General features: G+C 71.8%; 15 protein-coding genes. 9 read left to right on the forward strand and 6 right to left on the reverse strand.

Annotation, left to right across the window (positions count from 1 at the left end; all coding sequences use genetic code 11):
* Positions 1–124: 124 nt before the first annotated feature.
* Positions 125–1,114: a LacI family DNA-binding transcriptional regulator gene (locus RM479_RS09080; protein ID WP_311511277.1), complete on the reverse strand. Its 990-nt coding sequence runs from the start codon at positions 1,112–1,114 to the stop codon at positions 125–127.
* A 134-nt stretch (positions 1,115–1,248) separates the two neighbouring features.
* On the reverse strand, positions 1,249–2,595 hold the full coding sequence (locus RM479_RS09085) for a glycoside hydrolase family protein (RefSeq protein ID WP_311511278.1): 1,347 nt from the start codon (positions 2,593–2,595) through the stop codon (positions 1,249–1,251).
* A gap of 369 nt (positions 2,596–2,964) precedes the next feature.
* On the opposite strand from RM479_RS09085, the gene RM479_RS09090 reads away from it, so the two are divergent.
* The 3 genes from RM479_RS09090 (at position 2,965) to RM479_RS09100 (ending at position 6,289) form a co-directional block, all read left to right on the forward strand.
* Entirely contained in the window at positions 2,965–4,305 is a 1,341-nt protein-coding gene (locus RM479_RS09090; protein WP_311511279.1) for an ABC transporter substrate-binding protein, read from the forward strand.
* A 140-nt stretch (positions 4,306–4,445) separates the two neighbouring features.
* Complete coding sequence (locus RM479_RS09095; protein WP_311511280.1) at positions 4,446–5,387, forward strand: carbohydrate ABC transporter permease; 942 nt, start codon at positions 4,446–4,448, stop codon at positions 5,385–5,387.
* On the forward strand, positions 5,384–6,289 hold the full coding sequence (locus tag RM479_RS09100) for a carbohydrate ABC transporter permease (RefSeq protein WP_311511281.1): 906 nt from the start codon (positions 5,384–5,386) through the stop codon (positions 6,287–6,289). Before RM479_RS09095 ends, RM479_RS09100 begins: the two co-directional genes overlap by 4 nt.
* A 342-nt stretch (positions 6,290–6,631) precedes the next feature.
* On the opposite strand, the gene RM479_RS09105 is transcribed toward RM479_RS09100, so the two are convergent.
* Positions 6,632–7,711 carry an ice-binding family protein gene (locus RM479_RS09105; protein ID WP_311511282.1) on the reverse strand — a complete coding sequence of 360 codons (1,080 nt, stop codon included), beginning with the start codon at positions 7,709–7,711 and terminating at the stop codon, positions 6,632–6,634.
* A gap of 600 nt (positions 7,712–8,311) precedes the next feature.
* On the opposite strand from RM479_RS09105, the gene RM479_RS09110 reads away from it, so the two are divergent.
* Positions 8,312–9,280: a GlxA family transcriptional regulator gene (locus RM479_RS09110; protein ID WP_311511283.1), complete on the forward strand. Its 969-nt coding sequence runs from the start codon at positions 8,312–8,314 to the stop codon at positions 9,278–9,280.
* A 38-nt stretch (positions 9,281–9,318) separates the two neighbouring features.
* Positions 9,319–10,740, forward strand: coding sequence for a DJ-1/PfpI family protein (locus RM479_RS09115; protein ID WP_311511284.1), 1,422 nt, complete (start codon positions 9,319–9,321; stop codon positions 10,738–10,740).
* Positions 10,741–10,924: 184 nt separating this feature from the next.
* Here RM479_RS09115 and RM479_RS09120 read toward each other — a convergent pair whose 3' ends face one another.
* The 3 genes from RM479_RS09120 to RM479_RS09130 form a co-directional block, all read right to left on the reverse strand.
* Complete coding sequence (locus RM479_RS09120; protein ID WP_311511285.1) at positions 10,925–11,596, reverse strand: DUF2306 domain-containing protein; 672 nt, start codon at positions 11,594–11,596, stop codon at positions 10,925–10,927.
* A gap of 219 nt (positions 11,597–11,815) precedes the next feature.
* Entirely contained in the window at positions 11,816–12,502 is a 687-nt protein-coding gene (locus RM479_RS09125; RefSeq protein WP_311511286.1) for a response regulator transcription factor, read from the reverse strand.
* Entirely contained in the window at positions 12,499–13,638 is a 1,140-nt protein-coding gene (locus RM479_RS09130) for a sensor histidine kinase (protein ID WP_311511287.1), read from the reverse strand. Before RM479_RS09130 ends, RM479_RS09125 begins: the two co-directional genes overlap by 4 nt.
* A 502-nt stretch (positions 13,639–14,140) precedes the next feature.
* Here RM479_RS09130 and RM479_RS09135 point away from each other — a divergent pair.
* The 4 genes from RM479_RS09135 to RM479_RS09150 all read left to right on the forward strand — a co-directional run bounded on the left by RM479_RS09135 (position 14,141) and on the right by RM479_RS09150 (position 19,586).
* Positions 14,141–15,190, forward strand: coding sequence for an iron ABC transporter substrate-binding protein (locus tag RM479_RS09135; protein WP_311511288.1), 1,050 nt, complete (start codon positions 14,141–14,143; stop codon positions 15,188–15,190).
* Positions 15,187–16,827, forward strand: a complete 1,641-nt coding sequence (locus RM479_RS09140; RefSeq protein WP_311511289.1) for an ABC transporter permease — start codon at positions 15,187–15,189, stop codon at positions 16,825–16,827. Before RM479_RS09135 ends, RM479_RS09140 begins: the two co-directional genes overlap by 4 nt.
* A gap of 5 nt (positions 16,828–16,832) precedes the next feature.
* The gene (locus RM479_RS09145) at positions 16,833–17,936 is read left to right on the forward strand and encodes an ABC transporter ATP-binding protein (protein WP_311511290.1); all 1,104 of its coding nucleotides are present in this window, start codon (positions 16,833–16,835) and stop codon (positions 17,934–17,936) included.
* A gap of 366 nt (positions 17,937–18,302) precedes the next feature.
* Entirely contained in the window at positions 18,303–19,586 is a 1,284-nt protein-coding gene (locus RM479_RS09150) for a hemolysin family protein (protein ID WP_311511291.1), read from the forward strand.
* Positions 19,587–19,631 lie beyond the last annotated feature (45 nt).

Genomic DNA, 19,631 nt, shown 5'->3' on the forward strand with positions numbered 1-19,631 from the left:
CGGCGCCGGCCCGCGTCGGCGGGCCGGTGCCGGGGGCGTCACGACGACCCGCTCCCGACCCGTGCCGGTGTCCCACGCCGCCCCGCCGTGACCGTGCGGTCGCCCCCGCCGGGCCGCGGAGCGGTCACCCCGTCCGAACGGGGCGGGTGCTGCCGCGGACCACCAACCGGGTGGGCAGCACCGTGGTCGGCGGTGGCTCCCCACCGGATTCGAGGAGATCGAGCAGGATCCGGGCGATGAGGTTCCCCTGCTCGGCCACGGGCTGCTCGACGGTCGTCAGTTCGAGGACGTCGGCGAGTTCGTGGTTGTCGAAACCGACCACCGAGATGTCCTCGGGCACGCGCAGACCGCTGTGGCGGATGGCCCGCAGTGCCCCGAAGGCCATCTCGTCCGACTGCGCGAAGACGGCGGTGGGGCGCGTGGCACCGCTGAGAAGGGCGCTCATGGCGCGCTCACCGCCCGCCACCGTGTAGTCCCCGACGGCCTCCAGCTCGGGGCGGTATCCGATGCCCGCCTCGGCCAGGACGTCGCGGTAGGCGCGGGCACGGTCGCGCGGGGTGGTGAAACTGTGCGTCACCGGTCCGCCTCCGCTGATGTGCGCGATGTCGCGGTGACCCAGCATGGTCAGGTGTCGCACGGCGGCGGTGGCCCCCGCCACGTCGTCGATGCGCACGCACGCGAAGCCGTCCGCCATCGTGCCCACCAGCCCCAGAGGCACGTCCAGTCCGGACAGGGCGGCCACCTGTTCCTCCGTGAGCGGCATGCTCAGCACGGCCACGGCGTCCACCCGGCGCCGCAGCGGCATCGCGTCGAAGAAGCGGTCCCGGCTGGTCGCGTCGGCGAGGTTGTACAGCAGGAGGTCGAAGCCCCTCGCCCGGAGGACCTCCTCGACGCCGAAGATGACCTGCCCGAAGAACCACCGGTTCACGTAGGGCGCCACCACACCGATGGTGTGGGTGCGCCCGCTCGCCAGCCGGGAGGCGCTCGGTGTGATGGTGTAGTCCAGTTCGCGCGCGATGCGCACGATGCGCAGGCGCGTGCCCTCCGCCACGCTGGGCAGGCCGCGCAGGGCACGCGACACCGTCGCCGTGGAGACCCCGGCCCGGTTCGCCACATCCGAAAGACTCGCTCCCACTGCTCTTCCTCTCGATCAGCGCCGACCGGCGCTGGCCGGCGCCGGGAGCCGAGCGGAACCCCCCGCGCCCACGCGGCCCGGGACCGCGTCGCGCCGGGCGGGACGCGCGACCGTCACGGCGGGCCCGCGACGGACTCGTCGGCGCGCAACGCGACCGACACGTCGTCGCGGTCCCGGTAGGGGTCCTCCACCTGCCGCACGGTCACGGGGAGGGAGCGGTGGTCGACGGTGCGGGCCCGGCAGACGCCCGGCGTGCGCTCGTAGGATACGGCACAGGCCACGAAGACGCCGTCGGCGTACAGCTCCAGGTACTCGCCGAACAGCAGTGCGCGCAGGTTCCGGACGGGTCGTTCCAACGCGGTCTCCCGCACGGGGCCGGCCGCTCCGCATCGCACCCGCAGTCCGCCGGGCGTCACGTCCACGGTGAACCCCGACTCCTCGCCCCGGAGCACGACCCTCGCGGGCCCGCCGTCCACGGCGACGTCCACAACGGCGTTCCACACCGGGGCGCCGGGGTCGGACGGGGGTCGCAGGTACGTCTCGGCCCCCCGCCACCAGCCGAGCCGGGGACGGCCGTCCGGGGCGATCTCCAGGACCTTGGGCTGGGCGAGCATGCCCCGGCACGGTGCGCCGTCGTCGTCCAGGCGGGTCCGGCGCTGGACGGTGTGCAGCAGGAGCCGCTCGCCCCCGGGACCGTCCACGAGACGAGGGGCGTAGGGGCCGGGCGGGGTGAGCGGCCCGAGCCGTTCCCACTCCCCGTCCAGCCGGTCGGCCCGCCACACCTCGATGTGGTGGGAGGAGCCGATGGAGCCGAACAGCAGCCATCCTCCCGGGACGCGTTCGAGGACCGGGCACTCCAACTCGTCGACGTCCCCGGGGACGAGCAGGGGAGGCCGCACGGTCCACCGGTGCAGGTCGTCGGAGACCGCCAGCCCCACGCAGCCGGAGTGTTCGACGGGGCCGTGCGCGGTCCGCGCGCACACGAGCATGGCGTAGCGGGACCCGAACAGCCCGCCCTCCGGCTCGACGATCCACGGATCCCGCCAGGCCTCCTGCTCACCGGTCCGGTACCACCGTTCGTCCGGACCTACGACCACCCCGGGAACGCGCCGCCATCCCGAGGCGTCGTCGCTTCGGGTCCGCGCCAGGCCCACGGCCTGCCGTTCGTGCCCGTCATCGTGCACTCCCGTGTAGGCCATCGTCCAACCGGCCCCGTGGCGCAGCGGGTGCATCGTCCACACGGCGGTGTCGTCGAACCCTCCGGGCGGGCCCACGCCGAAGGCCGGGGCGAGCGGTTCCCAGCGGACCAGGTCGTGGGAGACCGCCCGCCCGTAAGAGGTCTCCAGCAGGCTGACGGCGGGGCGCTCGGTCCAGGGGGCCTGGAGGTGCAGGAGGACGTAGGGCGGTCCTTCGACGACCGCGAAGTCGTTGAGGCAGGCCCCCGGGGGTGCGTAACGCATGGTCGCTCGGTCCTCTCGGTGATCGGCGTAGGGGCGGCGTGGTCCTGCCACTGAGCGTGGAGGCTTCGCAAGAGAGAAGATTTTATGCAATCGCTTACATGCTACCAATCGCACAAGAGACCCCGGCGCGTCAACACAAAGCAGCAGTTCAAAGAGTTCTTATTCTCGCTTCGTGTCCACTCGCACTCACTCCGTGGACATATGGTAACGGAATGGCAACGAGTCAATGTAAGCGATTGCATTCCTGTTTCGCGTGGCTAGCGTTGGGTGGCACAGCTCACAGGGCACCGCCTGTCCAGCACGCGACCCCCGGACGGCACCGCCGTCGAACGCGGCCGACATGTCGGGTGCCCGTCGAAGGAGACGACCGTGCGATCCAAGCGAACCGAACCACAGGGCGCCCTGCGCGCCGCAGCCGCGCTGGCGGCCCCGCTCCTCCTCCTCACCGGATGCGGCACCGGCGGAGGGACCGCCGGGGCGGGTGACGGCGAGGGCACCCTCACGATCTGGGCCCACCAGGGACAGGACCGGGAGGTCGTCGCCCTCCAGAACGCCGTGGACGCCTTCGGCGACCTCAACCCCGACATCACGGTGGAGCTCACGCTCATCCCCGAGGCCGACTACACGACCACCCTCACCACGTCGAGCCCCGACGAACTGCCCGACGTGATCGAGTTCGACGGCCCCACCATGGCCAGCCTGGTCTACAACGGCAAGCTCTCGCCGATCGACGACCTCGTGTCAGAGGAGACCCGCGCCAACGCCACCGAATCGATCCTCGCCCAGGGCACGCTCGACGGGTCGCTCTACGGCCTGGGCGTGTTCGACTCCGGGCTCGGTGTCTACGGCAACGCGGCCCTCTTGGACGAGGCCGGGATCTCCTACCCCGAAGGGATCGAGGACGCCTGGACGGCGGAGGAGTTCACCGCCGCGCTGGCGGACCTGGCCGTCGAGGACGAGGACGGCCGTGTCCTGGACGTCAAGCAGAACTACGGTTTCGGATCCGGTAGCGAGTGGACGACCTACGCCTTCTCCCCCGTGGTCTGGTCGGCGGGCGGCTCGCTGATCGAGGATGACAGCGCCGACGGCGCCCTCAACACCCCCGCCACCGTCGAGGCGCTGAGCCTGGTCCAGGAGTGGGCCGCCTACACCGACGCCAACACCGACGACAACGCCTTCGTCTCCGGGGACGTCGCGCTGTCCCTCGTGGGGCACTGGGAGTACCCCAACTACGTCGAGGCCCTGGGCGAGGACCTCGTCGTGCTCCCTCTCCCCGACTTCGGCAACGGCGTCAAGACCGGCCAGGGCTCCTGGGCCTGGGGCGTCTCCAGCACCTCCGGCAACGGTTCCGCCGCCGGAGCGTTCATCGACTTCCTGATGGCGGACGAGCAGGTCGCCGCCCTGACGGCGGCCAACGGTGCGCCTCCCGGCACTGCCACCGCCACCGAGGCCAGCGACCTGTACGGGCCGGGCGGAGATCTCGAACTGTTCGCCGACCAGTTGGCGGCGACCTGTGGAAGGGGAGCGATCACCGCCGACTGCGTGTCCGTGCCCCGGCCGGTGACCGCCGGCTACCCGGTCATCACCCGCCAGTTCGCCGAGGCCTTCGCCACCATCTGGGACGGGGGCGACGTCTCCGGGGCGCTCGACGGGGCGGTCCGCGCGATCGACACCGACTTCGCCGACAACGACTCCTTCACCATCCCGTAGCCGCCCCGGCCCCGAACGTCCGGGTTCCGCGCCGCGCCGTCCGCCCGGAACCGCGCCCGTCGACGGGCGCGGTTCCGGTGCGGCACCCGACCTCCACCAGAGACGGTCCCCCGAAAATCCCGCGACTCCAAGGATCCTCCATGACCGCTCCCCCTCCGCCGGGTTCTCCCAGAACACGCCCGAAGGCACGACGTGAGGAATGGGCGGGGCCGCTGATGGCCCTGCCCGCCCTCGCCGGGCTGGTGCTGTTCGTGGCGTTGCCCTTCGCGATGGCCATCGGGCTGTCACTGTTCAACGTGCGGCTCGACTCCTTCCGACCACCCGAGTTCTTCGCCCTGGAGCAGTACCGGCGCATCCTCGTCTCATCGGAGTTCAGCGGCGACTTCTACCGGGCGCTGGGCAACAACGTCCTGTTCGCCGCGGTCATCGTGCCCGTCCAGGTCACCGCGGCCCTGGGCCTCGCGCTCCTGCTCAACCGTCCGCTGCGCGGCATGCCGGTGTTCCGGACGTTCTTCTTCATGCCGGTCGTCTTCCCGATGGCCCTGATCGCGACGGTCTGGCGGCTCATCTTCGATCCCGGTCCGGACGGCATGCTCAACTCCGTGCTCGGGTTCGCGACCTTCGGCCTGTTCTCCCCGCACGACTGGCTCGGAGAGGCGAGCACCGCCATGCCGTCGATCATGCTGCTGTCCCTGTGGCAGGGGGTCGGTCTCCAGATGGTCATCATCCTCGCCGGGCTCCAGGGGATCCCCGGACAGCTCTACGAGGCGGCCGAGGTCGACGGGGCGGGACGTTGGCAGAGGTTCCGGGCGGTCACCCTGCCGGGTCTGCGCAACACCCTCGTCTTCGTCGCCCTGGTCACCACCATCCTGTCGTTCCGCCTGTTCGACCAGGTGTACATCCTGACCCGAGGAGGCCCGGACGGAGCCACCAGCACGGTGATGCACCTGGCGGTGACCACCGCCTTCGCGGAGAGCAACGTCGGCCGCGCCGCGGCCATGACCGTCGTGCTCTTCGTCGTCGTCCTGGGCCTCACCCTGCTCCAGCGCCGACTCGTCACCCAGGAACGGGAGATCTCATGACCGTGCTCGCCGACCGGCCGACCGTGTCCGGACGGACGCGGGTCTCGCACCCCGGACCGGGGCGCCGACTCCGTCCGCTCGTGCGGAGCGGACTCGACCACCTCTTGATGGGCGCGGTGACGCTGCTCTTCGCCTCGCCGATCCTGTACATGTTCATCGGCAGCCTCAAACCCGATGACCAGGTCCTCGACGGTCTGTCCGGCTTCGTCCCCAGGGACCTGTCCCTGGACAACTACGCCGATGTGTTCGCCACGTTCGACGATCCGAGCACCGGGTTCTTCCTGAACTTCTTCGGCACGTCGGTGATCGTCACCGGCGTCGTCGTCCTGGGTGGCCTGGTGGTGAACTCCATGGCCGCCTACGCCCTGGCACGGCTCCGCTGGCGGGGGCGCGACGCCGTCCTCATCCTGGTCCTGGCGCTGCTCGTACTCCCCTTCGAGGCCATCGCGGTGCCCTTGTTCTACCTGCTCAACGACTTCCGCAACACCATGGCGGTGCAGTCCGTTCCACTGATCGCCAACGCCTTCTCCATCTTCCTCTTCTACTCCTTCTTCCTGAAGCTCCCGAAGGAGATCGAGGAGGCCGGGCGTCTGGACGGCGCCGGACCGTGGAGGATCTTCGTGCGGATCATCGTCCCCATGAGCAAACCCGTCTTCGCGACCGTCGCCATCCTGTCCTTCCTCACGCAATGGGGCATGTTCCTGTGGCCGGTGCTCATGGTCAGCGATCCGTCCGTGCGCCCGCTTCCCCTGGCCATCAGCGTCTACCAGGGACAACCCCCTTTCGCCTGGGGGGACATCATGGCTTTCGGGGTGATGATGGTCCTGCCCATGCTCCTCGTGTTCCTCGTCTTCCAGCGCTGGTTCGTGCGCAGTGTGGCCTCCACCGGCCTCAAGGGCTGACCGCGTCGACGGTCCCGTCGGCCGGGAGCGGGTCCGTGGGGCGGGCGCGGGCGGGGGCGCTCGGACCGTCCGCTCCGTTGCCGCCCGCCCGTCCCACTGAGCGCCCCGCCTGGTCGGCCACCGCCTGAGGACGCCACCCGGCCACGTGGTCTCGCGCGTCCCTGGACCGGCGTCGCGATGCGCCGGGCGAGTCGGGACGAACGTGGACCGGCCGCCTCACCCCCAGGATGAAGCGGCCGGTTCAGGACCGATCGGGCTCACTCGTGAAACAGAGAACGTTCTCGTTTCGAACCCGGGCAGAGCGCGAACCCGCGTCCCACGTTCCCGGTCATGGGCGTCACTTCAGTATCCGTATCCGTACCCGTTGTACCCGTTCCCGTTACCGTTGTCCCCGTTACCGTTCCCGTTCCCGTTACCGTTCCCGTTGCCGTTGCCGTTGTCCCCGTTCCCGTTGCCGTTGTCGCCGTTACCGTTACCGTTGTCCCCGTTGCCGTTACCGTTGCCCCCGTTGCCGTTACCGTTGCCCCCGTTGCCGTTACCGTTACCGTTCCCGTTGTCCCCGTTGCCGTTGCCGTTGTCGCCGTTACCGTTCCCGTTGTCCCCGTTGCCGTTGCCGTTGTCGCCGTTCCCGTTGTCCCCGTTCCCGTTGTCCCCGTTACCGTTCCCGTTGTCGCCGTTACCGTTGCCGTCGTCGTCGCAGTCGGCACGCTGGATCACGTTGTTGTCGAGGGTCACCGAACCGTTGCGGGCCAGCAGACGGCCGTCGACCGTGGCGCCCGTGTTCGCGCTGATCGATGTCAGGGCCAGGACGTTGCCCACGAAAGTGGAGTTCGTCCCCAACGTCGCCGAGCTCCCGACCTGCCAGAAGACGTTGCACGGCTGAGCACCGTTGATCAGTTCGACCTCACTGGCCGATCCGGTGATGAGCGTGGAGCCGATCTGGAAGATGAAGACCGCGTCGGGATCCCCCTGGGCGTTGAGCGTCACCGTACCGGTCAGTCCGAGCGACGAACTGGCCTCGTAGACGCCGGGAAGGAAGGTCTGCCCCACGAGGTCACCGGAGACGCTGGCGGTTTCGGGACGCCCGGCGGCGTCGTTGTACGCGGTGGTCAGGTCGGACTGGGCCTGGAGCGCGACGGCATCACCGAGGTGCACCGCTCCGTTGACGGCACCCGGGGGGAAGCCGGTCACCGCGTCGTTCGGGTGCACCCCCAGGTCACCCGTGATGACGGTGGGACCGGTGTTGGTGACCGTCTGACCGGCCAGGACGGCGAAGCTGTCCGCGGTACCGAGCTCCACCGTCGCCGGCTGCGCGTGCGCGCCGGTCGGCGTGAGACCCAGCATGGCGAGGACCAGCAGGAGGGCGAATACGGACGCCGCCAGAGGCGACGACCGGTAAGCACGGGCGGAGGTAGCTTGCATCTAGGACACCATCTCCCTGAATTGGGCGTTCGACCGGAAATGGGGCACACGTGGAGACTCATTCCCTGGTCGTTCATGATCAATATTTCGATATCGCCTGAACAGACCCGAGCCCCGGGTGGGGCCCGAAGCCCTCTCCACAGGAAGAGACTGTACACAGGGACTACGAGATCCCCTCAGTGAATCTCCGAGAGGAAAAATATTGCCGCGAAACTGCGGCCAGGGATCATTCGAACCCCCTGATGACGCAGATAGCCCGAAATAAACCGATCCGCTCCGGACGTAAAAGAAGAAGCGGGCTCCCGAGATCACAAAGGCAGCCCACGCTCCGATCACACTTTGTGGTGGGCCACGCGTTTCTGACACCGGTGGTGACGAATTCTTCCACCGCGACGTGTTCCGTGCCGGTCTCCCTGGAATCCCCGATGGGCACGGGAGGCGATTCCGAGACATGCCGGGCCCCATCACACCCGGGAGGGGAACCTTCCCCCTCGTGCGACCGAGAGCGGATCCGTGTGCCGGGCATGTGTGCCCGATCCGTCCGCTCCGTGGCCTCCCGCGCCCTTATCGGACCGCCCGCCCATGCGTAGATTGGGCGCCATGGACAGGGAGAACACGGGAACGGGGCGTATCGTGGTACTGGTACTCCCCCACGTCAACCTCCTCGACCTGGCGGGTCCGGTACAGGTGTTCGACACCGCCGCCCACCTGGGCGCGCCCTACCGGATCGAGTACGCGGCCGAATCCGCCCAGGTCTCCTCGGCGCAGGGGCTGCGGTTGGCCGAACTCGTCCCGCCGCCCCCGGTCGGCGCGGGCGACCTGGTCCTCGTCCCGGGGCCGAGTCTGGGCCCCCGGAGCACCGAGCCCCTGGTGTCCGAGGGGGTGGCGGAGTGGCTGAGGACCGCCCATCGCGCGCGGGCGCGGATCGCCTCGGTGTGCACGGGCGCGGCGGCCCTGGGAGAGGCCGGGTTGCTGGACGGGCGCCGCTGCACCACCCATTGGTCCCTGATCGATCCGATGCGCGAGCGCTATCCCCGCGCCCGGGTACGGGAGGCGGTGCTCTACGTCCACGACGGGCTCGTGAGCACCAGCGCCGGGGTGGCGGCGGGAACGGACCTGGCGCTGTCCCTCGTCGAGCGCGAACACGGCCCGGAAATGGCCTGTGCCGTAGCGCGGCAACTCGTCGTCTACCTGCGCAGGGACGGCTCCAGCGGCCAGGTGAGCCCGTTCCTGCGGCACCGCGACCACCTCGACCCCGCCGTCCACCGGGTGCAGGACCACCTGGCGCGGCACCCGGATTCCCAGGAGACCCTCGCCGACCTCGCCGCCACGGTGAACCTGTCACCGCGCGGCCTGAGCCGCGCCTTCACCGCGGCCACCGGCATCACCCCGATGGAGTACAGACAGCGGCTGCGCCTGGAGTACGCCGGGACCCTGCTGCGCGAGACCGACCTGACCATCGCGACGGTGGCCGCCCGCTGCGGCTTCCGCGACCCCCGCCACTTCCGGCGCCTGTTCCGGACCCGCCACGGGTTCCCTCCCTCGGAGGTGCGCCGAAGCGCGCCCTGACCGATCCGCCGTCCCACCCCACTCTCGGAGTTGTCGCCATGTCCTCGGTTCCGCGCGTCCTCGTCCGCGTCCTGTTCGGATGCGCCCTCTCACTCACCGTGTTCGCGGGCCTCTGCCTGGGAGGGGTGACCGTGACCATGGGGCAGAGCTACGTCGACGCCCCGCACCCCGTCGAGAGCGGGCCACCGGTCCCACGGGCTGCGCCCGCCGAGGGACGGACCGTGGTCGCCGTCGCCGTCGGGGCCACCGGATCCGTCAACGCCGACGTCCTGCCTCCCTACGAGGTCTTCGCCCGTTCCACGGAGTTCTTCGTCTACACCGTCTCCGCGGACCCCGACCCCGTACCGCTCTCCGGTGGCGTGGGGCTGCTGCCCGACCACACCTTCGACGAGGTGGCGAGCGGCGCGGCGCCCGCTCCGGACGTGGTCGTGGTTCCGGCGGTGGTCGCCCCGACCGGGGACGCGGAACGTCCGTTGCGCGAGTGGATCGCCGCCCAGCACGGCCGAGGCGCCCTGCTGCTCGGCATCTGCGACGGCTCCCGCCTCCTGGCCGCGGCGGGTCTGCTGGACGGACGGCGGGCCACCGCGTTCTGGGCCGGGCTGGGGGCGTTGGAGCGCGATCACCCACGGGTCGAGTGGACGAGCGGACAACGCTACGTCGATGACGGGGACATCGTGACCACCGCCGGGGTGACCTCGGGCATCGTCGGCGCGCTGCGGATCGTCGAGCGGATCGCGGGTGCGGACGAGGCCGCGCGGATCGGCGCGGCGACGGCCTACCCGGGCTGGTCGGTCGGCGGACCGACCGAGATCCCCGCGCACCGCCTTCGACCGGCCGACCTCCCCTACGGGCTGAACGCCGCCTTCCCGTGGCTGCGACCGGTCTACGGCATCGGGCTCGTCCAGGGCGTCGGCGAGACCGAGGCGTCGGCCGCGTTCGAGGTCTACTCGGCGACGGCGTTCGCCACCCGAACGGTCGCGGTCGCCGCGGAGCCGGTCATCACCACCCGACACGGTCTCAGGCTGGTCGCCCGCCCCGTGGACGGGGAGGTGCCGCGTCTGAGCCGACTGGTGATCCCCGGAGGCGATCAGGGCGCGGGGGACCGGGAACCGCTCCTCTCCTGGGCGGCCGAGCGGGGGCTGCGGCCCGAAACGGTGCGGCCCGCGGCCGGGGAGTCCGCCTTCGACCCGGTCCTGCGGGACCTGGCCGCGCACACCGACCGCGCCACCGCCCGCGTCACGGCGAAGTTCGCCGAATACCCGGTCGAGACGGGCGGGCCGGAGGGGGGCGTCTGGCCCTGGCGGCCGACGGTCGTAGGGGTCGGCGCACTCGTCGTGTCCGCCGCGGTCGGAGCCCTGCCCCTCCTGGTGCGCCGCCGTGCGGGCGGGGGCGCTCAGCACGGTACCCGCACGCTCGGCCGCCCCACCCCGGATGGCCCGGAGTCCGAGGAAACGGCCTGATCGGCCCTACCCTGACCCCGTCGGGATCCGCGCGGGAGCCGACGGCGGACCGGGGCGTGTGAGCGGCCCGATCGGTGCGGGCCGCGTGAGGCGGGCCCCCGCCGCCGCGGCCCCGCCACCGGCGGATCAGGACGCACGCCCGGCCGGGGCCCGCCTCGGCCGCGCCCTCCGAAGGGGGCGTTCCTCACGCGCGGTCGACGCTCGTCCCCTTCAGGGCGGGGGCGGGGCGTCGGGGCGCGGCCGTGCTCCTGCGGATGACCCACTCGGCCACGGCGACGTTGATCACCCAACCGGCGGCCATCAGCAGGGCCCGGGTGAGTTGGTCGGGTGGGCCGAGGAACAGCATCCAGGGCAGGTGGGTGAACACCTGGGTGCCCGCGCCCTGGGCGATCGCGTAGCCGCGGATCATCCAGGCGCGGTGCGCGGCGACGTCGCGGCGACGGATGGCGAGGAAGCCGAGGACGATCGCGATGGCCATGGCCGCGCCGAACACCAGCCGAATGGCGGTGAGCAGCCCGACGTCGATCGCGGGGAGGGCGTAGAAGAGGGTCATCCACAGTCCGGTGAGGGCCGCGATGAGGCCGAGCGGGACCAGCAGTCGCCCGGTGACGCGATGCCATCGCCGACGGCGCAGGCCGGGGACGAACTGGAGGGCGCCCAGGACGCAGTACGGGACCGCGGCGGCGATGTGCAGCACCACGGGGACCGGGTCGGCGAAGAACCGGGCGTTGTCCGGGGTGACCGGCGCGCCGACGGCCACCTCGCCCAGGCGCGCGGCACCGGCGATCACGGGAACGACGCTGAGCAGGATCAGCAGGGCGGGTACGGGCCACTCGCGTCGAGTGGAGGAGGTCACGGCGGGTCCTTTCGCTGTCGCGGCGGCGACACCGTGGCCGCCGCCGTGACTCGATCGTGGCGTCCGGGGGCCGGGCGGGACATCGGGAATCGGGCCGGAACCGGATCGACCGAAAGGAGGAGGGCGCGGTCGTACTTCGGGCCGGGGCCCCGAGGGCGGGGGCCGCTCCGGTCACGCGACCCGTGGGCCGTTCCGGTCCCGTCCGACCGTCGGGGACGCTCAGGGGCGGGGCGGCCCCGCGCGCCGCGCGCCCCTCCCGACCCGACCGGTCTCGTAGGCCCACACGGCGACCTCGACGCGGTTGCGGGCGCCGAGTTTGGCCATCAGGCTGGCGATGTGGGTCTTGACCGTGCTGAGCGCGATGTGGCTCTCGTCGGCGATCTCGCGGTTGGTCCGCCCGCGGGCCACGGCCGCCAGGATCTGTTCCTCCCGGTCCGTGAGCGGCTCGACGGGCCGGGCCGGCGGTTCGGCGGACCCGTGGTCGGCGAACGCGTGGAGCAGCCGGGCGGTGACGCTCGGGGCGATGAGCGCGTCGCCGGCGGCGGCCGACCGTACGGCCTGGGCGAGCAGCTCGGCTCCGGCGTCCTTGAGCAGGAAGCCCCGGGCGCCCGCCTTGAGGGCGGCGTAGACGTACTCGTCGAGGTCGAACACGGTGATGACGACGACCGCGAGGGGGTCGACGACGTCCGGTCCGGCGAGGGAGCGCGTGGCCTCGATGCCGTCGGTGCCGGGCATCCGGATGTCGAAGAGGCACACGTCCGGGCGCAGGCGCCGCGCCAGCGCGACGGCCTCGCGCCCATCGGCGGCCCGGCCGACGACGTCGATGTCCGGCTGGGCGTCGAGGATCATCGCCAGGCCGGTGCGGACGATCTCCTGGTCGTCGGCGACGATCACCCGGATGCTCATGCCGCCACCCCCGACCGGGGCAGTACGGCGGTCACGGTCCAGCCCCGGTCCGGACCCGGGGCGGCCTCGCAGGTGCCGCCCAGCAGCTCGGCCCGCTCGATCATGCCGGTGATCCCGTAGCCCGGCGCGGCCGTGGACCGCCGGGGGCCGGTGTCGCCGTCGTCGCTGACGCGCAGGCGCACCGACGTGTCGTCGGCGGTGACGCGGACGTGGACACGGGTCGCGTCGCGGGCGTGCCGGCGGGCGTTGGTGACCGCCTCCTGGGCGAGGCGGTAGAGGGCCGCCGCGACCGACGGCGGGAGGTCGTCGAGGTCCTCGGCGATCTCCACCTCGACGGACGGGCCGGTCCGGGCGGTTCCGGCGAGCCGGTGGAGGTCCTCGACGCGCGGGTGGGGCGCCAGGTCCGCGGGGGCGTTCCGGCGCAGGACGCGGACCATCGAGCGCATCTCGGCGAGGGCGCGCGAGGCCTCGGACTCGATCACCTCCAGCGCGTCCACCGCGGCACCGGGACGTGACTCCGCCAGCGCCAGGCCGGCCTGGGCGCGGATCGCCATCGCCGAGACGTGGTGGGCGACGGTGTCGTGCAGGTCGCGTGCGATCCGCTCGCGTTCGAGCAGCCTGACCCGGTCGAGTTCGCGGGCCCTGGCTCCGGCCCGGTACCGCAGGGCGGCGCCCACGGCGCAGACCGAGAACAGCACCGCGAACCCGCCCACCGCGTCGTCCGCGCCGGCGTCGTCGAAGACGGCCGTGACCGCGGCGTTGGCGAGCAGGATCGCCGAACCGATCACGATCTCCCGTCCCGCCCCCCAGCGGAAGAGCGCGTACGGCAGGAGCAGGAAGGCGACCATCGTGTACAGGGCGACGACCTCGCCGCCCATCACCGCCGTGACGGCTCCGGAGAGACCGAAGGCGATCGCGATCATCGGCAGCGGTCGGGTACGACGCCACGGCAGGGTGGGGGTCATCCCGATGACGAGCGCGACCGACAGCGACCGCCAGGGGAGGTCGGGGCGCAGCACCCCTTCGAGCAACGTGAGGGCGACGAGCACGACCACGAGCGCCGCGTCCCACCGTGTCCGCCGCGGCGGGTGGGGCGGGCGGGGCTCGTCCCACAGGGAGCGGAGGAGGCCGGGCACGGGGCCAGCGTACAGCGGCGGCGCGCCTCCCGGATCGGCCCCGGGGGGTACGGTCCCGGCCGACCGGTGTCGTGCGTCCCCGCATCGCGCCCGGGTCCGGTTCGCGGCGGGTGGGGCGGGGGCCGTGCGCGCCCCGGGGGCGGCCTCGGGGCACGAGCGCCCACGGGGTCGGGGAACCACCGACGCGCCCCGACGGGGACGGCCGTCCGCTCGGAGCGCGCCGTTTCGGAGTCCGCGGGGAAAGGCCGTCGATACATTCATCCAGTGCAATAATTCTCCGGGCATCCGGTCACCGACAATGCCCCGGCGAAGCGAATACCACTGCCACTGAGCAGGAAAAACGTTTTACATCACCCCATTCGCGAGTGCCGTCCACACGACACGCAGGCCGAATGGCGACCCCGAATTGTAAGGCGAGCCTGGCCTAGGTTAGGCTCGCCTTTGTAGAGAGCTCGGGCCGGCCGAGTCCATGTACCAGCACAACTCGGTAGGAGATCCCCCGATGAACGTCGTACCCCGAAGGTTCGGGCTCGGTCTGATCGTCGTCCCCGTCCTCGCCCTGATGGCCACCGCCTGCGGTGGCGAGGGGACCGCCACGGAGGGAGGCGACGGCGCCGCCGAAGAGGCGGGCGCCCTGGTCATCTACTCCGGCCGCGACCAGGAGCTCATCGACCCCCTGATCGAGCAGATGCGCGAAGCGACCGGCCTGGAGATCGACGTCCGCTACGGCGACACCGCCCAGATGGCCAACCAGATCGTCACCGAGGGCGAGAACACCAACGCCGACCTGTTCATCGCCCAGGACGCCGGGGCCCTCGGCCTGCTCGTCCAGGAGGGGGCGCTCGCCGACCTGCCCGCCGAGGTCACCGACCTCGTCCCGGAGCAGTACCGCGACGCCGGCGACCAGTGGGTCGGCATCTCCGGCCGCTCCCGCGTCATCGTCGTCGACCCCGCCGACGTCGACGAGGTCCCCGACAGCGTCCTGGACCTGACCGACCCCGAGTGGGAGGGCCGGGTGGGCATCGCCCCCACCAACGCCTCGTTCCAGGCGTTCGTCACCGGCCTGCGGGTGATCGAGGGCGAGGACGCCGCCCGCCAGTGGCTGGACGACATGGTCGCCAACGACGTCCAGACCTTCGAGAACAACCGCTCGATGCTCGACGCCCTGGAGTCGGGCGACATCGACCTCAGCCTCAACAACCACTACTACTGGTACGAGCGGGTCAAGGAGCAGGGCGCCGACGCCGTCACCTCCGAGGTGCACTACCTCCCCGCCGGTGACGCGGGCGGCCTGGTGAACGTGGCCGGCGCCGGCATCACCGCCGACGCGGCCAACCCCGAGGGCGCGCTGACCGCCCTGGAGTTCCTGCTCGGCGAAGAGGCCCAGACCTACTTCACCCAGGAGACCTCCGAGTACCCGCTCGTGGCGGGTGTCCCCCTGGGCGAGGGCCTGGAGGAGCTCGACTCCCTGGAGCAGCCGAACATCGACCTGAGCGACCTGCACTCCCTGGACGAGACCGTCGAGATGCTCCGCGAGGCGGGCCTGGAGTGACGCGCGTCCCCTCGGAGCGCACCGCGCCGGAGTCGCCCCCGACCGGGGGCGGCTCCGGCCGTGTCATGTCCCCGCCCCGATCCCTGCCGCTCTACCTCCTGGCCGGGGTCACCGCGCTGTTCGCCGTGCTCCCCCTGGTCTATGTGCTCCTTCAGGCGTTCGGCGACGGCGTCGGCACCCTCGTCGGGTCGCTCCTGCGCGGCCGCACCCTCGAACTCCTCGTCAACAGCCTCGTCCTCACCGCGATCGTCACCGTGGGCTGCCTGGTCCTGGGGATCGGCCTGGCCCTGCTCGTCACCCGGGTCCGGCTTCCGGGGCAGCGTCTGTGGGCGTTGATCGCCACGCTCCCCCTGGCCATCCCGAGTTACGTCGCCGCCATGGTGTGGATGGAGGCGGTCCCCGACGTCCGCGGGCTGTTCGGCGCCTCGATCGTCCTCACCCTGTGCTGTTACCCCTACGTCCTGTTGCCCGTGGTGGCCGCCCTGCGATCCGCCGACCGCGACCAGGAGGAGGTCGCCCGCGCACTGGGACGGGGACCCCTGTACGTGCTCGTCCGGGTGACCCTTCGCCACGTGCAGCCCGCCGCGGCGGCGGGATCGCTGCTGGTCGCCCTGTACGTCCTGTCCGATTTCGGGTCCGTGGCGACCCTGCGCTACGACACCTTCACCAGGGCGATCTACAACGACTACGCCAACCGGTTCGACATGGCGAGCGCCGCCTCGTTGAGCGTCATCCTGGTCGTGGTCACCCTGGTCGTGCTGTGGGGCGAGGCCCGGGCCCGGGGACGGGCCCGGTTCAGCCGGCTCGGCGCCGGCGCGACCCGCCGGCGCCCGCCCAGGGACATCGCCGCCGAACTCGGCGCCCACCTCCCGCCCGGCCCGGCCCGCGCGGTGCGCGTGTCGACGGCGGCCGTGTTGACGCTGCCCTTCCTGGTGGTGTCGGCGGCGGCCCTGGTCTTCCCGATCGTCAGCCTGGCCTACTGGATCGTCCGGGGCTCCTCGGCCGGGTTCGACCTGCCGCGCATGGCCGAGACCGCGGTGACCACGCTCGGTGTGTCCGCCGCGGGCGCGGCGGTCACCCTGGTCCTGGCGCTGCCGGTGGGCATCCTCGCCGCCCGGCACCGGGGCCGGATCCCGCGCTTGCTGGAGGGCGCGACCTGGATGGGCTACTCGATGCCCGGCGTGGTGGTCGCCGTGTCCCTGGTCTACTTCGCGGTCAACCACGCCTTCGCCCTGTACCAGGGTCTGCCGCTGATGATCTTCGCCTACGCGCTGCTGTTCCTGCCCGCCGCGGTCGGCTCGGTGCGCAGCGCCGTCGCCCAGTCCCCGCCGGGGCTGGAGGAGATCGGCCGTTCGCTGGGGCGCACCCCGCCCCAGGTGTTCACCGGGATCACCCTGCCGCTGGCGGCGCCCGGGGTGGCGGCCGGGGCCACGCTCGTCTTTCTCACCTGCATGAAGGAACTCCCGGTGACCCTGATGTTGCACCCGACCGGAATGGAGACCATCTCCATGCGGTTGTGGAGCGCCACCAACGTGGGACGGTTCGCCGCGGCGGCCCCCTACGCGATGATGCTCATCGTCCTGGCGTCGGTACCCGCGTTCGTCCTCGGCCGCAAGGCCACGGTGATGGAGAGGTGAGTTCCATGAGCGGTCTCATCGTCGAAGAGGCGGAGAAGACCTTCGGCCGCACCGGTGTGCTGCACGGTGTCGACCTGGAGGTGCCCGACGGCTCGCTGGGCGCCCTGCTGGGCCCCTCCGGCTGCGGGAAGACCACCCTGCTGCGGCTGGTCGCCGGTTTCGAGCGGCTCGACGCCGGGAGGATCAGCGTCGGGGACCGGGTCCTCGCCGAAGGCCGGTCGAACCACGTGCGCCCCGAACGCCGGGGCGTCGGCGTCGTCCCCCAGGAGGGGGCGCTGTTCCCGCACCTGTCCGTGGCCCGCAACGTCGCCTTCGGTCTGGGACGGCGTGGGCGGACCCACCGCCGCGGGCGCACGGAGGAGGTCCTGGAGTTGGTCGGGCTGTCCGGGTACGCGGACCGGATGCCGCACGAGCTGTCCGGTGGCCAGCAGCAGCGGGTCGCCCTGGCCCGTGCCCTGGCCCCCGAACCGGCCCTGGTCCTGCTGGACGAGCCCTTCAACGCCTTGGACCCCGCGCTGCGGTCGGAGCTGCGCGAGGAGGTGCGTCAGGTGTTGCGCACCGCGGGCGTCACGGCGCTGTTGGTGACCCATGACCCCGAGGAGGCGCTGTCGATCGCCGACGGTGTGGCGCTGATGCGCGAGGGGGTGATCGTGCAGACCGGAACTCCCCGCGAGGTCTACGAGCGACCGGGCGACGCGGGTCTGGCCACGTACCTGGGGGAGACGGTGGTGATCCCGGGAGAACTGCGCTCCGGGCGGGTGGAGTGCGCCCTGGGAACGCTGACCCCGTACACGGGGACCGACGGCCCGGGCGAGGGTTCGGTCGTGGTGCGGCCGGAACGGATCGTCTTCGCGGTGGAGGGCGAGCGGGACGCGGACGAGGGGGTGCCCGGCCGGATCGCCGACGTGACCTTCGCCGGACACGACAGCGTGGTGCACCTCGCGGTGGAGGGCACGGGGACGCGCGTCAAGGCGCGATCGCACCGGCACCCGGTCCCGGAGATCGGTGCCCGGGTGCGGATCCGGGTCTCGGGTGAGGTCGCCTTCTTCAACGGCGCTGCCGCACCGGTGTGGGAGGAGCGGCCGGCGACCGCGGCGGATCTGCGCTGAGGGTCGGCCGTTCTCCGGGACGGGGCACCCGTTGAGCTCCCGACCACGCGAAGGGCACCTCGCCCCCGCGAAGAGGGGGACGCCGGGTCCGCCCCCGGTGGCTCGGGGCGTGCGCCGCGCCACGGGTCGCCCCGTGATCCCCCCTACGCGAGGGGTCTCGTCCCGCCCCGCGCACACCTACCGTGACCTGCGCCGTCACCCCTGGGAAGGCCGTCCTCCCCGAGCGGGCGCCCTCTCCCGGGAAGGGCATCGTCCGTATCCCGCCCTCCCGTTCACTCAAGGAGAGCGGGTGGTGTGGAAGGGTGAGGTGGCACGGAAACGGCCTTGAGGCCGCCGCCACCATCACCATCGGAGACGACAACAGTCATGGAGAGTTACGGGGTTCAAGTCGGCCTCGTCCTGGTCCTCGTCCTGGTCAACGCCCTGTTCGCGGGCAGCGAGATCGCCCTGATCACCCTGCGCGAAGGCCAGATCAGGCAACTGGAGGAACGGGGCCCCGGAGGCAGGGCGGTCGCCCGCTTGGCCCGCGACCCCAACCGCTTCCTCGCCACCATCCAGATCGGCATCACCCTCGCCGGTTTCCTCGCCTCGGCCACCGCCGCCGTGGCCCTGGCCCGGCCGCTCGTCGAGCCGCTGGGCTTCCTCGGGTCCGCCGCGGGGCCCGTCTCGGTGGTCCTGGTCACCATCGTCCTGACGTTCGTGACCCTCGTGTTCGGCGAGCTGGCCCCCAAACGCATCGCCATGCAGCGCGCCGAGGGCTGGGCGCTCATGGTCGCCCGTCCGCTCAACCTGCTCGCGACCCTGTCCCGGCCGGTCGTGTGGCTGCTGAGCGTGTCCACCGACCTCGTCGTACGCCTCACCGGCGGCGACCCCTCCGCTGCGCGCGAGGAGATGAGCGAGGAGGAGCTGCGCGACATGCTCGCCACCCAGCGCGGCATGACCCGCGAGCAGCGCACCATCATCAGCGGCGCCTTCGAGATCGACGACCGCCGGCTCCGCCAGGTCGTCGTCCCCCGAGGCGACGTCTTCACCATCCCCGCCACGACCCCCACCGACGAGGCCACGCGGATGCTCGCCGAGCACGGGCACTCGCGCGCGCCGATCGTGGCCGACGACGACCTCGACGACGTCCTGGGCATCGTGCACTGGTCCGACCTGGTCCGCGGCACGGGCTCCGTCCGGGACGTGGCCCGCGAGCCGATGCTGCTGCCCGACTCCCTGGTCGTCTCCCTGGCCCTGCGCCGGATGACGGCCGAACGCCAGCAACTGGCCGTGGTCGTCAACGAGATGGGCGGCATCGACGGCATCGTCAGCCTGGAGGACCTGCTAGAGGAGATCGTCGGCGAGATCTACGACGAGACCGACTCCGACATCCGCACCGTCGTCTCCAACGACGACGGGACCATGACGCTCCCCGGCACCTACCCGGTGCACGACCTGTCCGACATCGACCTGCCCCTGAACGACCCGCCCGAGGGCGACTACGTCACCGTCGCGGGCCTGATCATCGCCGTCCTGGGCCACATCCCCCGGGAACCCGGTGAGACGGTCGAGTTCGACGACTGGACCGTGGAGGTCACCCGGACCAACGGCCGCACCATCACCGAGGTGAAGGTGCGGCGCGAGGAGAGGTCCCTCCCCGTGGAGTGACACCGGACGGCCTTCTCCGGGGTGGGGGGGGGGGGGGCGCGGGGG

Origin of the sequence: Nocardiopsis lambiniae, assembly GCF_031845465.1 — a bacterium.
GTDB lineage: Bacteria > Actinomycetota > Actinomycetes > Streptosporangiales > Streptosporangiaceae > Nocardiopsis > Nocardiopsis lambiniae.